This window comes from Xanthobacter sp. NM-59, from assembly GCF_021401125.1.
In the GTDB taxonomy this organism is placed as follows: Bacteria; Pseudomonadota; Alphaproteobacteria; order Rhizobiales; family Xanthobacteraceae; genus Xanthobacter.
In genome coordinates this window covers 506,292-518,733 of the sequence record NZ_JACBFQ010000002.1, presented here as the reverse complement: position 1 = coordinate 518,733, position 12,442 = coordinate 506,292, and the positions used below count along the sequence as shown (strand labels likewise).

The window sequence follows — 12,442 nt, the reverse complement described above, 5'->3', positions numbered from 1 at the left end:
TAGCCGCGAACGGCCGGGATGGCAAGGCGCGATGGCACCGCGCGATGCCATCGCGCGCGACCGGGCTTCAGTTTTCCAGGAGCTTCGCTTTGAACATGAAGCCCGCGACGACAGCCCCGATCAGCGGCACCAGGATGAACAGCCAGAGCTGGGCGATGGCCTGCCCGCCCACGAATAGAGCCGGGCCGATGGAGCGCGCCGGGTTCACGGAAACTCCCGTCACCGGCACGAACACAATGTGCACCAGGGTGAGGGTGAGGCCGATGGCAAGGCCGGCCGCCGGCCCCGACCCGGCCTTGGAGGTGGCGCCGAGAATGGCCACCAGGAACACGAAGGTACCCACGAATTCCACCATCAGCGCGGCGCCGATGCCATATTCCCCGCCGAAGCCGGGGCCCCAGCCATTCTGCCCGAGGCCGGACTTTGCCACGTCGTAGCCGCCGACCTTGCCGGTGACCACCAGATAGAGGATGGCGGCCCCGCCGATGCCGCCCAGCACCTGCGCCACCCAGTATTTCGGCACTTCCGCCGCCGGCAGGCGGCCCGCCGCCCACAGGCCCAGCGTGACGGCGGGATTGATGTGGCAGCCGGAAACCGGGCCGATGCCATAGGCCATGGCCGTCACCGACAGGCCGAAGGCGAAGGCGATGGCCAGCACGCCGATGGGCGCGGTGGGATAGCCCGTGAGCACGGCCGAGCCGCAGCCATACAGAACCAGGACGCCGGTGCCGATCAGCTCGGCGAGGTACTTGTTCATGAAGCCCTCCCAATGGTCCGCGCGCCGGCCGCCGAGGCGGGCGCCGGGCCCATGGTCTCGTAACCTGAGGTTGCGGGCAAGATTAAGCTGGAGGCGGCGGCGAAGCCGGCAGACGGAGAGGTGCGATCATGCTACGCCTAGGCGCCCGCGTGGAAAGCGGGGCAAAGGGAGCTACCATGACAAGGTCTCGAACCCGGGACGCCTCGGCCATCGCAGCGACGGCCGGACGCGCTCGCGGAACGGCGACGGCGCTGGCTGTCACCGCCGCTCTTGCCGCCTTCCTGACCGCGCCGCTCGGCGCCGCGCAGGCGCAGGAGAGCGCTCCGTCCGCCGGCCAGGGAACCGCGACAAGCCAGGCCCCCCTTCAGGCACCCACCTGGCCGCGCAGCTATCCGCTGCCGGACGACCAGCAGATCCAGCTCTATCAGCCGCAGATCGATGCCTGGGACGGCGACGTGATGAGCGGCCGCGCGGCGGTGGCCATCGGGGCCACGTCCGGCGCGCCGACCTATGGCATGGTGCGCTTCACCAGCCGGGTCGCGGTGGATAAGCCCGCCGGCCTCGTGCATGTGGCCAGCTTCTCCATCACCGGCGTCGAGGTGCCCACTGATCCCAGCAAGGCGAGCCTCATCCGCAACACGCTGCAGGCCCACCTGCCGCCGGAAGGCTTCACCGTTCCCCTCGACCAGCTCCAGGCGAGCTATGCGGTGAACAAGGAGCTGGCGGAGCTGAAGACCCAGCCGGTGGACAATTCCCCGCCGCAGATCCTGTTCGTCACCACCGCCACGGTGCAGATTCCCCTCGCCGGCGAGCCGGTGCTGAAGCCCATCACCGGGGTCACGGGCTTCCGCCGCGTCATCAATACCCGCCCGCTGCTGCTGCTGGATGATGCCGGCACCTATCACCTGCAGGCCGCAGGCTCGTGGTACGAATCCACCAATCTGGGCGGCACCTGGGTGGTGACGCCGCAGGCCTCCGACGCCCTGGTGGCCGCCGCCAAGAAGGCCACCGACGAACTCGCCGCCGATCCGCTGCTGGGCAAGGATGGCAAGGCCATCACCCCGCCGCCGGCGATCCTGGTGACCACCAAGCCGAGCGAGCTGATCCAGACCGAGGGGCAGCCGCAAATGCTGCCGGTGGTGGGCACCAACCTGCTCACCATGAATAACGCCGACCACGCTGTGTTCCTGGAGACCACCAGCAACACCTATTACGTGCTGATCGCCGGCCGCTGGTTCAAGGCAGTCGACCTCAAGGGGCCGTGGGCGTTCGTGCCCTCCAACGCCCTGCCGCCGGACTTCTCCAAGATCAATCCCAACGATCCCAAGGCCAATGTGCTGGTCTCGGTGGCCGGCACGCCGCAGGCCAAGGAGGCGGCCATCGCCGCCACCATTCCGCAGACCGCCACCGTGAAGCGCGACGTGCCGCTGAACGTGGTCTATGACGGCACGCCGCGGTTCGAGCCCATTACCGGCACCGCATTGGCGTATGCCGTGAACACGCCGGTTCCGGTGATCCGCTTCAATGCGGAGCGCTATTACGCGGTGGCCAACGGCATCTGGTTCGTGGCCACCACGCCCATGGGGCCGTGGCGGGTGGCGGACGTGGTGCCGGATGCCATCTATACCATCCCCGTTTCCTCGCCCGTGCACTACGTCACCTATGTCCGCATCTATGGCAGCACGCCCGATGCGGTGGTGGTGGGCTACACGCCCGGCTATATGGGCGTCGTGGTCGCTCCCGGCGGCACGGTGGTCTATGGCACGGGCTATTCCTGCCCCGGCTATGTGGGCACCTACTGGGTTTCCTGCCCGGTCACTTACGGGCTCGGCGCCGGCTTCGCACTGGGCGCGGCGGAAGGCTTCGCCTTCGGCTTCGCGGCCGGCTGGCCCTGGAGTGTGGCGGTGGGGCCCTATTGGGGGCCGTATTGGCATCCCTGGGGTCCCGGCCCGTGGGGTCCGGGGCCGTGGGGGCCGCATCCGTGGGGTCCGGGGCCGTGGGGCGGCCATTGGGGCTACACCAACATCAACCAGACCAACGTCTATGGCCGCTGGGGCGGCGCCGCCACGGTGAACCACGCCTGGGGCACCACCTGGAACGGCACCGGCTGGTCCGGGCGCGACTGGCGCGGCACCACCGCCAACGGCACGGCCTTCACCGGCCGCTCGGCCGCGGCGTTCAATCCCTATTCGGGCAATTGGGCAGCCGGCCGCGAGGGGGCGCACGCCAATCCCTATACCGGCCGTGAGGGCGCTTCCCGCGCCGGCGCCACCGGCAATGTCTACACCGGCAATTATGCCGCCGGCCGCGCGGAAACCCACGGCAACGCCTATACCGGTGCCGAGGGGGCCTCGCGCTCCGGAGTGGTGGGCAATGCCTATACGGGCAATGCGGCGGCGGGCCGAGAATCCGCCGGCTACAACCCGACGACCGGCACCGCCCATGCCTCGCAGACCGCGGTCACGGACAACCACGGCAATGTGAACGTGGATAGCCGCGGCGCCGCCGTGAACACCCACACCAACACCGCCGCCGCCTGGAACAACGGCAATGTGATGGTGGACCACGACGGCAACGTCTATCGCCACTCCGACACCGGCTGGAACCGCAACACGACCACCGGCTGGCACGACGTGGACCACAACTACGACACCCGCAACCTGGACAATGAGGCGCGCGCGCGCTCCTGGGGCCAGCAGCGGGTGGATAATTTCGGCGGCAACAGCTTCCGCAGCGACGATTTCGGCGGCGGCGACCGGTTCGGCAGCGGCGGCTTTGATCGCGGCTTCGGCGGTTTCGGCGGCGGCGATCGCTTCGGCGGTGGCGGCTTCGGGGGAGGTGGCTTCCGTGGCGGTGGTGGATTCCGCCGCTGAGCCGACGCCCACATGCTTCGCCTCGCCGGGGACTTGTCTCCGGCGAGGCTGTTTCAAGCTGGCGAGTGCGGTGGCCCGTTTCACCGAATGGGGATACGCCTGCCCGTCGGAGAGACCGGTTCGCGCGCAAGCGGTCGTGGGCCACGACCTGTTCTTGAGGTCCACGGAGCCTTCGGTGCACGGCCCGCAAGGGATGGTCGCCGGCAAGGGGGGCGCGGGCAAGAGGGCTCCGGTAAGGGGGCGGCACGTGGCTCTGCCTCGCGTGGCCGCCCGTCTGGCGAATAGGCTCTTTTCAATCGCTTCGGCGGCCGCATGCTGAGCTTCAGCGCGGGGCAGGCTTTCGGGAGGCAGCATGGAAAAGGGGGTATCCGCAACGCACGGCGCCGCTGAGGCATTGGTGATGCGCAGCTATACGCAGCTCGCCGGCTATAATGCCTGGGCCAATGCGCGTGTGTTCGACGCCGCCGAGGCGCTGGGGGCGGAGCGGTGCGCGACCCCGACGGGGGCGTTCTTCGGCTCCATCACCGCCACGCTGAATCACCTCGTGGTGATCGACCGCATCTGGCTCTCCCGCCTGCTGGATACCGGCGAGGCCCAGCCGCCACTCGACACCCTGCTGGAAGCCGATCTGTCCCGCCTGCGGGCCTTGCGCGTGGTGGAGGATGAGCGGCTGAAGGCGCTGGTTGCGGGCCTGGATCCCGAACGGCTGGCGGGGCCCATCACCTATGCCAACAGCAGCGGCCGCCAGTTCACGCAGAGCTGCGCGAGCGCCCTGGATCACCTGTTCAACCACCAGACCCACCATCGCGGCCAGGTGCACGCGATGCTGACCCGCCTCGGCGGGCGCGCGGCCGCGCCGTCCCTCGACCTGATCGTGTTCCAGCGAGAGCCGGCGCCGGGCCGCTGACGCCATCCTTGCCGAGATCGGTATATTGCGCCAGGCGCGCCGTAGCAGCCTGTGGCGCAAGGCTTTCTGACGCTGCGAGATGTGCCGGAAGGGCAGGGCGGCGGTCGCGGCAACCTGTCGCTCCGGCGAGGGTGTCTGGTTTCTTGATCCAGATCAAAAAATCATTGAGGATCGCCGCCAGCGTCATCCCTTAAGGATGAAGACCCGTAAAATTTGAGATGGTGTCGCCATGCAGGCTGTTGCGCGCGCGTTCTTCCATGTTCCCGTGGTCGGTTGGCTGCTCAGGGATGCGGTCCATGGCCTGCCCGACGCGCGCTATTACTTTATCTTCAACCTGCTGGTCCTGTTCGCGGCGCTGGTCTATTTCTTCGGATATCCCTTCCTGATCGTGTCGGCCCTGACCGCCACTGCCGCGATGCTGGTGACTCTTGTGATCCTCACCGCGTCGGACATGTTCAGCCGGCTGGGCAAGAAGCGCGCGGCGCGCTGAGCGTTCCGCGCGTCTGCCCACGGGCAGGTTGAGAAAAAAGGCCCCTCCCGGTCGCGGGCGGGGCCTTTTCTCATTCCAGGTTCTCATTCCAGGCCAGCGATGGCGCGGGCGAAGTCGCGGGCGGTGAAGGGCTGCAGATCGTCCGCCCCCTCGCCGACGCCGATGAGGTGAACCGGCAATTTGTGCTTGGCCGCGATGGCCACCAGGATGCCGCCGCGCGCGGTGCCGTCCAGCTTGGTCATCACCAGCCCGGTGACGCCGGCGATGCGGGTGAAGGCTTCCACCTGCGACAAAGCGTTCTGGCCCACGGTGGCGTCCAGCACCAACAGCACCGCATGGGGCGCCGACGGCTCCAGCTTCTTCACCACGCGTACGATCTTTTCCAGCTCCGCCATCAGCTCGGTGCGGTTCTGGAGGCGGCCGGCGGTGTCGATCATGAGAATATCCGCCCCATCGGCGCGGGCCTCGGTGAGCGCGTCGTGGGCGACACCGGCGGCATCGGCGCCGGGCTCCTTGGCGATCACCTTGGTGCCGGTGCGCTGGCCCCATACCTTGAGCTGGTCGATGGCGGCGGCGCGGAAGGTGTCGCCCGCCGCCAGCACCACCTTCTTGCCCTCGTGCCGCCACTGGGAGGCGAGCTTGCCGATGGTGGTGGTCTTGCCCGAGCCGTTCACGCCCACCATGAGCACCACGAACGGGCGCCGCAGGTGCTCCACCACAAGCGGCTTGGCCACCGGCTCCAGGATGCGTTCCACTTCCGCCGCGATGAGGCCCTTCACCTCCTCCGGGGAGATCATCTTGTCGTGCCGGCCCTTGCCCACGGCCTCGACGATCCGCATGGAGGTTTCCACGCCCAGGTCGGCGCGGATGAGCACTTCTTCCAGCTCCTCCAGGGTGTCGGCGTCCAGCTTGCGCTTGGAGACAAGGTCGGTGATGCCCTGGCCGAGATTGGAGGCGGTGCGGGCGAGCCCCGAGGCCAGCCGCGCCCAGAAGCCCTTCTTGCGGGGCTCGGTCGCGGCCTGCTCGGGCTCTTCATGCTGAGCGTCCGCCGCAGCCTCCTCGGCATCCGCCGCCTGGGGTTGCTCCGGCTCGGCCTCATCGCCCGCCTCTTGTCCCGCTCCTTGCGGGAGGGGCGCGGTGAGGGCCGTCGCAACGGCAACGTCAGGCGGGGTCGGGGGAGCCATCGGCTCCTGCGCGGTGCTGGGGGCCGATGCGGTCGGCGTGCCCTGCGGTGGCTCGACGTCCAATTGCGGTGGTGTGGGCTCCACCGGCGCTTCAGTTGCGGCGGGAGTGTCGGCAATGGCTGGCACTTCGGTGGGGGCAGCGGGCGCCTGTGGCGCGGTCTCGATGCCGGACGTCGAGGGTGCGGCGTCCCCGGCCGTCGGCGCTGCCGCAGGAGTCGCTGCGTCCGGTTGCGCCAGGGCGGCCGCCTGCAGTGCGGTGTCGACCGGCTCTTCCGGAGCGGCTGACGCACCGGCTATGGCTTGTGCCTCCGGGGCGGGTGCCGCGGGTGTATCCGGGATCGGTGTCTCCTGGGCCGCTGCATCCTGGACGGGGGCGGCCTGAGCGGGGGGCGCGGCGGCATCGGTGGCGACCGTCTCCGCCGGCGCGTCGGTGGGAGCTTCCGCTGCGGCGGGCTCGGGCGCCGGCGCCCCGGTTGCTTCCCCCGCGGTTGCTTCCCCTTCTTCCGCTGGTGGAGGCGCGCTGGTTTCGTCGGCGCGGCCCGTCAGCCAGCCCCAGAAGCCGCGCTTCTTCTTCGGAGCTTCGGTGGGGGCGTTGCCGGCGTCCGGGAGGGCGTCCGAGTGGGCGTCGTCTTGGCTCATGGCGTCTGGCCGTTCCTTGAATTGCGCTCAGGCGGCGATCAGGCGCGCGCCGTCGTGGCCGGAGATGCGCACCTCCGCCACCGTGCCGCGTGTGAGCGGCCGGGCGAGACGCACCGGTGTGAAATGTTCCGTATGCCCGCGTCCGCCCGCTTCCACCAGCACGCTGCGGCGGCGGCCCACCTCGCCGGCGAGGTGGCGATGCAGCTGCCGGCCGGCAAGGTCCCGCAGCCGCGCCGCGCGCGCCGCCACTTCGGCGCGATCAAGCTGCGGCATGCGCGCCGCGGGCGTGCCGGGGCGGGCGGAGAAGGGAAAGGCATGGACGAAGGCGATGCCCGCTTCCTCCAGGAAGGCGAGGGTGTTGCGGAATTGCGCCTCGGTCTCCGTGGGGAAGCCGGCGATGATGTCGGCGCCCAGCACCAGGTCCGGCCGCAGGCGGCGCAGGGTGGCGATGAAGGCCAGGGCCTGGGCGCGGCTGTGGCGGCGCTTCATGCGCTTCAGCACCAGGTCGTCGCCCGACTGCAGCGACAGGTGCAGGTGGGGCAGCAGGCGCGGCTCCTCGGCCAAGGCGGCCAGCAGCTCGCCGTCCGCCTCCACCGCATCGATGGAGGACAGGCGCAGCCGCTCCAGCTCCGGCACCTGCCGCAGCAAAGCGCGCACCAGGCGGCCCAGCGTCGCCTGGCCGGGCAGGCCCTGGCCGTAGGAGGTGAGGTCGACGCCGGTCAGCACCACCTCGCGGTGGCCGCTGTCCACCAGCCGGCGCACCTGCTCCACCACCGCGCCCATGGGCACGGAGCGGGAGGGGCCGCGCCCATAAGGGATGATGCAGAAGGTGCAGCGGTGGTCGCACCCGTTCTGCACCTCCACGAAGGCGCGGGTGTGCCCGCAGAAGGCTTCCGCCAGATGGGGCGTGGCCTCGCGCACGGTGGAGATGTCCTGCACCCGCACCCGGGCCTCGGCGTCAAGGCCGAAGTCCAGGGTGGCGCGGGCGGCATCCCAGGTGGCGGGGGCCGCCTTGGCGGCATTGCCCAGCACCAGGTCCACCTCGCCCATGGCCGCGAAGCTGGCCGGCTCGGTCTGGGCCGCGCAGCCCGTCACCACGATGCGCAGGTCCGGATCAGCCCGCTTGGCCCGGCGGATGGCCTGCCGCGCCTGGCGCACCGCCTCGCCGGTCACGGCGCAGGTGTTCACCACCAGGGTGCGTTCCAGCCCCGCGCCGGCGGCGGCGCGCAGCATGCCGTCACTCTCCAGCGCATTGAGCCGGCAGCCGAAGGTCTCCACCCGCACGGGCGCGGCGGCCTGCGCCATCAGGCGCTCTCCCCGAGCATTGCGGGGGTGATCTCGCCACGGAACTCGTAGGCCACGGGTCCGGTCATCAGCACATGGTCGTCGCCGGCCCGCCACTCGATGTCGAGATCGCCGCCGGGCAGGTGGATGCGCACGGCGCGGCCGGTGCGGCCCGTGCGCGCGGCGCTGACGGCGGTGGCGCAGGCGGCGGTGCCGCAGGCGCGGGTGCGGCCCGAGCCGCGCTCCCACACATGAAGCAGAATGTCATCCGGCCCCTTGAGGCTGGCGAAGGAGATGTTAGCCCGCTCGGGGAACAGGGGATGATGCTCCAGCGCGGCGCCGAGGCCCTCCACGTCCACCTGGTCGGCATCGGGCACGAAGAAGACGGCGTGAGGATTGCCCATGCTCACGAGACTGGCCGGGCCCAGCGCCTCGAACCCGGGCACCGTCACGGCGGCAGTGTCGCCCACGTCGTGGGAGAGGGGAATGTCTCGCCAGTCGAGGCGGGGGGCGCCCATGTCGACGGTCACGGTGCCGTCGTCATGGATGCGGCAGTCGAGGAGGCCGGCATCGGTCTCGAACTCGATGTGGCTGGCGCCGGTGCGCTCAGCCTCATAGGCGGCGATGCAGCGCGTGCCGTTGCCGCAGGCGGCCGATTGCGACCCGTCATTGTTCAGGATGAGCACGAAGGCGGCCGTATCCTCCCGGCGCGGGGGATAGAGCACCATGGCCTGGTCGTAGGGCACCGCCTGGGGGCGGGCGAGGGCGACGGCGTCAGCGGCCGAGATCTCCACCGGCGCGTCGCGCAGGTCGAGCACCAGGATCTCGTTACCGAGACCGTTCATCTTCACGAAGGGGCGATGGGCAAGCGGCTGCATGGGACTTCGGCCATCCTTCGGGCCCGGCGGACATGGGGAAATTCGTCCCATCCTATATGGCGCCGAACCGCAGCGCGCGCCACCCCCGCGTGCCGCAGCGCGGCCGCAGTGTTGCTTCCGATGCGCGCCGCAGCGCGGCCGCACTCTTGCCTCGAACATGCCAACGAACATGCTAGAAACGGTGACGTTGCCGGACCATTGGCGGCCGGCACGGAGGATGAATGATGGCGGCTCGCGCGGCGCACGATGCTTATGGAACCTCGATGACGTTCGCCACCCGGCCGGCGCGGAGTGCGCCCGCCCGCCGGATCGCGGGTGTCGCGCTTTCGCTCGTGCTGCTGGCTTCCGCAGCGCCGGCTCTTGCCCAGCAGAACGCGCCCGCGCCCGCCTCCCAGAAGGACGATACGCTGACCCCGCCGCCGGTGGTGGACCCCAAGCCGGTGGAAACGACGCCGGTGGCGCCCGCACCGGTCAAGGCGCTGGCGCCGGAGGAGGTGAGCCTGCAGCCGGTTCCGGTCATCACCCTGTCCGGCCATGCCACCTGGGAGGAGGCCTACGACAAGCTGGTCGCCACCATGAAGACCCTGGACAAGGAGCTGGGCAGGCTCGGCCTCGCCCGCAAGGGGGACGTGCTGGTGGTCTACAGCTCCAGCGACGATCTCGGCTTCGACTATGAAGTGCAGATGCCCTTTTCCGGCACCACCACGCAGAAGCCCTCCGGCAATATCAAGCTCGGCGGTTCCTATACGGGCAAGGTGCTGAAGTTCACCCATTCCGGCTCCTTCGCCGATATGGACAACACCTACGAGCAGATCGCCAATTATCTGGACGAGAAGAATGTGAACGCGGACGAGCTCTATGTGGAGCAGTACCGCACCGATCTCACCACCACGGCGCCCGATGCGCTGACCATCGATATTCTGGTGCCGGCACCGAAATAAAGCGGGGCCGGGGTTTTGCGCGCGGGGATGTGGATCCGGCGGCGCCGGCCGCATTCCCCGGCTTTCCTTGGGCGTGCGAATCTCCTTTGATGGGCGCAGGATCGTACCGGGCGTCACGCGCCCGACGTCACGCGGAGGCCGCCATGCCGCGCCTGTTCACCGCCCTCGAGATCCCGCCCGATGTGGGGCTCGGCCTCTCATTGCTGCGCGGAGGCCTGTCCGGGGCACGCTGGATCGATCCCGAAAACTACCATGTGACCCTGCGCTTTGTCGGTGACGTGGACGACGCCATGGGGCGCGACATCATGGACATGCTGGGCGCCGTGCGGCGGCCCGCGTTCGAGCTGATGTTGCAGGGGCTCGACCAGTTCGGAGGGCGCAAGCCGCGCTCCCTGTTCGCGGCGGTGAAGGTCAATGCCGCCATCATGGAGCTCCAGGCCGAGCAGGAGCGCATCATGCAGCGGCTCGGCCTCGCCGCGGAGGGGCGCAATTTTCGCCCCCATGTCACCCTGGCGCGGCTGCGCGATGCGTCCAGCCGGCAGGTGGCTGATTATCTCGCTTTGCGCGGGCCTTATCGCAGCCCGGTATTTCATGTTCCGCGCTTCGTCCTGTTCTCCTCGCGCGATTCCGTGGGCGGCGGACCCTATCTTGTGGAGGCCGCCTATCCCCTCGGGTGAGGGGGATGTGAGCCGGCGCCGCACTTTAGAAAAACTATTATTTGGACCGCTGGCCGCAGCTTGATATTGCGCCGCGGCGCAGAATTCATTTTCCTGACACATGAACTGCTTCAAATGACGGCAGGTCGTCGGCGCAATCGCGGGCGCGGTGCCCGCGGGATCTTGTGTCCGCGGCGGCCGTGATCGAGTATTGCCCATGACGACATCTTCCAATACCGCTCAGTTCGCCGCTCTGGAGTGGCGTGTTCTGAATGGGGCCAACGAGGCCGGGGCCTCCAAGGACGAGGCCCGGGTCCGCAACGGGTTCTGGAAGAAGCTGAAGCGGCAGGCCACCTTCGTGCCCTTCGCCCAGGAAGCGACGGCCGCCTATTTCGCCGCATTCGACCGCGCGACGCCGCTGAAGGTGCGCGCGACGCTGCTGGCCGCGCTCGCTTATTTCGTGCTGCCCGTGGATGCGGTGCCGGACGTGTTTCCGGTGCTGGGCTTCACCGACGACGCCGCGGTGCTGATGACCGCGATGCGCCTGCTGTCGGACCACATCAAGCCGCATCACCATTCAGCCGCCCGCGACGCCCTGGACGACGTGCGTCGCCAGAACTGACGCGACAAGAACGGAAGCGACCAGCACGGAAGCGACCAGCACTGACACAGCCAGGGCTGAGGCGCGGAAAGATGCTCACCGCGTGGTGAGCACCACCTTGCCCTTCACCCGCCGGCCCGCGATTTCGTCGATGGCGGCGGCGCACTGGGCGAGCGGGAACGTGGAATCGACATGGGCCGAGATCCGCCCTTCGCGGGCATAGCCCACCAGATCCTGCACCGTATCCCGCAGCCATTTTGGATTGGCCCGCGCCTGCGCGCCGAAGGCCACGCCGCGCGCGTCGCAATTCTTCAGCAGCAGCAGATTGAGCGGCAGTTTCGGGATGGCGCCGGCGGCGAAGCCCACCACCATGAAGCGCCCTTCCCAACCCAGTGCCCGCAGAGCCTGTTCGGCATAATCCCCGCCGACGGGGTCATAGACCATGTCGAGCCCGCGCGGGCCGGCGAGGGCCTTCAGGCGGCCTTTCAGGTCCTCGGTGCTGTAGTCGAGCCCCTCATCCGCGCCGTGGGCGCGGGCGAAGGCGATCTTGTCCGGCGACGAGGCGCAGGCGATGACGCGGGCGCCGAGAATCTTGCCCACCTCCACCGCCGCCAGGCCCACGCCGCCGGAGGCACCGAGCACCGCCAGGGTCTCGCCCGCCTTCAATTCTCCGCGATCACGCAAGGCATAGAGCGCGGTGCCATAGGTGACGATGAGGCCGGCCGCCTTCACGAGGTCAAGATCATCGGGCACACGAGCGAGGAACTCCGCCGGCACCGCCACCTTCTCGCGCGCCGCGCCGGAGGTGATGTAGCCGCATACCCGATCGCCCACCGCCAGGTCGGTGACACCCTCGCCCAGGGCGGCCACATGGCCGGCGAACTCCGCGCCCGGGGAGAAGGGCAGTGGCGGCTTGACCTGGTAGAGGTCGCGGATGATCAGCGTGTCGAAGAAGTTGAGACCAATGGCCGCGACATCGACGACCACCTCTCCGGGACCCGGCGTGGGATCCGGCAGATCGACGATTTCCAGGGTCTCCGGCGGTCCGTGGCGCACACACAAGACTGCTTTCATGGCCCAAGCCTCCCGTATCGTTCGCGCCCGCTCACCATTCGTTTACCTTTTCGCAAAGGGCCGGCGGCTAGGATGGCCTTCCACCGCGCCGAAGGGGCTTGAGCGGGACATTCTCGTCCTGTCGGATTGGCGCCATGGCGGGTGGGATCGCGCAAGGG

At 69.2% G+C, this 12,442-nt stretch carries 11 protein-coding genes; 6 read left to right on the top strand and 5 right to left on the bottom strand.

What is annotated here, in order from left to right:
* Positions 1–67: 67 nt before the first annotated feature.
* Positions 68–757, bottom strand: coding sequence for an MIP family channel protein (locus L0966_RS07670; RefSeq protein ID WP_234051254.1), 690 nt, complete (start codon positions 755–757; stop codon positions 68–70).
* Positions 758–933: 176 nt separating this feature from the next.
* Here L0966_RS07670 and L0966_RS07665 point away from each other — a divergent pair, with 176 nt between their 5' ends.
* From L0966_RS07665 to L0966_RS07655, 3 genes are all read left to right on the top strand, one after another.
* Positions 934–3,630 carry a carbohydrate-binding family V/XII gene (locus tag L0966_RS07665; protein ID WP_234051253.1) on the top strand — a complete coding sequence of 899 codons (2,697 nt, stop codon included), beginning with the start codon at positions 934–936 and terminating at the stop codon, positions 3,628–3,630.
* Positions 3,631–3,982: 352 nt separating this feature from the next.
* Positions 3,983–4,537 carry a DinB family protein gene (locus tag L0966_RS07660; RefSeq protein ID WP_234051252.1) on the top strand — a complete coding sequence of 185 codons (555 nt, stop codon included), beginning with the start codon at positions 3,983–3,985 and terminating at the stop codon, positions 4,535–4,537.
* 229 nt (positions 4,538–4,766) lie between these two features.
* Entirely contained in the window at positions 4,767–5,027 is a 261-nt protein-coding gene (locus tag L0966_RS07655) for a hypothetical protein (RefSeq protein ID WP_234051251.1), read from the top strand.
* Between the two features lie 83 nt (positions 5,028–5,110).
* Here L0966_RS07655 and ftsY read toward each other — a convergent pair whose 3' ends face one another.
* Genes ftsY through dapF form a run of 3 tightly spaced genes read right to left on the bottom strand, consistent with a single transcriptional unit; the run spans position 5,111 to position 9,012 of the window.
* Positions 5,111–6,850, bottom strand: coding sequence for a signal recognition particle-docking protein FtsY (gene ftsY / locus L0966_RS07650; protein ID WP_234051250.1), 1,740 nt, complete (start codon positions 6,848–6,850; stop codon positions 5,111–5,113).
* Positions 6,851–6,877: 27 nt separating this feature from the next.
* Positions 6,878–8,155, bottom strand: coding sequence for a tRNA (N(6)-L-threonylcarbamoyladenosine(37)-C(2))-methylthiotransferase MtaB (gene mtaB / locus L0966_RS07645; protein ID WP_234051249.1), 1,278 nt, complete (start codon positions 8,153–8,155; stop codon positions 6,878–6,880).
* The gene (gene dapF / locus L0966_RS07640) at positions 8,155–9,012 is read right to left on the bottom strand and encodes a diaminopimelate epimerase (protein WP_234051248.1); all 858 of its coding nucleotides are present in this window, start codon (positions 9,010–9,012) and stop codon (positions 8,155–8,157) included. The genes mtaB and dapF overlap by 1 nt, the downstream gene beginning before the upstream one ends.
* 263 nt (positions 9,013–9,275) lie before the next feature.
* On the opposite strand from dapF, the gene L0966_RS07635 reads away from it, so the two are divergent.
* The 3 genes from L0966_RS07635 (at position 9,276) to L0966_RS07625 (ending at position 11,231) form a co-directional block, all read left to right on the top strand.
* Positions 9,276–9,953, top strand: coding sequence for a GyrI-like domain-containing protein (locus L0966_RS07635; RefSeq protein ID WP_234051247.1), 678 nt, complete (start codon positions 9,276–9,278; stop codon positions 9,951–9,953).
* 143 nt (positions 9,954–10,096) lie between these two features.
* The gene (gene thpR, locus L0966_RS07630; protein ID WP_234051246.1) at positions 10,097–10,630 is read left to right on the top strand and encodes an RNA 2',3'-cyclic phosphodiesterase; all 534 of its coding nucleotides are present in this window, start codon (positions 10,097–10,099) and stop codon (positions 10,628–10,630) included.
* 196 nt (positions 10,631–10,826) lie between these two features.
* On the top strand, positions 10,827–11,231 hold the full coding sequence (locus L0966_RS07625; protein WP_234051245.1) for a YkvA family protein: 405 nt from the start codon (positions 10,827–10,829) through the stop codon (positions 11,229–11,231).
* A gap of 75 nt (positions 11,232–11,306) precedes the next feature.
* On the opposite strand, the gene L0966_RS07620 is transcribed toward L0966_RS07625, so the two are convergent.
* Complete coding sequence (locus tag L0966_RS07620; RefSeq protein WP_234051244.1) at positions 11,307–12,284, bottom strand: NADPH:quinone oxidoreductase family protein; 978 nt, start codon at positions 12,282–12,284, stop codon at positions 11,307–11,309.
* Positions 12,285–12,442: the final 158 nt, after the last annotated feature.

Coding starts and splice junctions, on each gene's coding strand:
- L0966_RS07670 (WP_234051254.1), bottom strand. CDS start 757: ATGAACAAGTACCTCGCCGAGCTGATCGGCACCGGCGTCCTGGTTCTG.
- L0966_RS07655 (WP_234051251.1), top strand. CDS start 4,767: ATGCAGGCTGTTGCGCGCGCGTTCTTCCATGTTCCCGTGGTCGGTTGG.
- mtaB (WP_234051249.1), bottom strand. CDS start 8,155: ATGGCGCAGGCCGCCGCGCCCGTGCGGGTGGAGACCTTCGGCTGCCGG.
- L0966_RS07665 (WP_234051253.1), top strand. CDS start 934: ATGACAAGGTCTCGAACCCGGGACGCCTCGGCCATCGCAGCGACGGCC.
- thpR (WP_234051246.1), top strand. CDS start 10,097: ATGCCGCGCCTGTTCACCGCCCTCGAGATCCCGCCCGATGTGGGGCTC.
- ftsY (WP_234051250.1), bottom strand. CDS start 6,850: ATGAGCCAAGACGACGCCCACTCGGACGCCCTCCCGGACGCCGGCAAC.
- L0966_RS07660 (WP_234051252.1), top strand. CDS start 3,983: ATGGAAAAGGGGGTATCCGCAACGCACGGCGCCGCTGAGGCATTGGTG.
- L0966_RS07625 (WP_234051245.1), top strand. CDS start 10,827: ATGACGACATCTTCCAATACCGCTCAGTTCGCCGCTCTGGAGTGGCGT.
- L0966_RS07620 (WP_234051244.1), bottom strand. CDS start 12,284: ATGAAAGCAGTCTTGTGTGTGCGCCACGGACCGCCGGAGACCCTGGAA.
- dapF (WP_234051248.1), bottom strand. CDS start 9,012: ATGCAGCCGCTTGCCCATCGCCCCTTCGTGAAGATGAACGGTCTCGGT.
- L0966_RS07635 (WP_234051247.1), top strand. CDS start 9,276: ATGACGTTCGCCACCCGGCCGGCGCGGAGTGCGCCCGCCCGCCGGATC.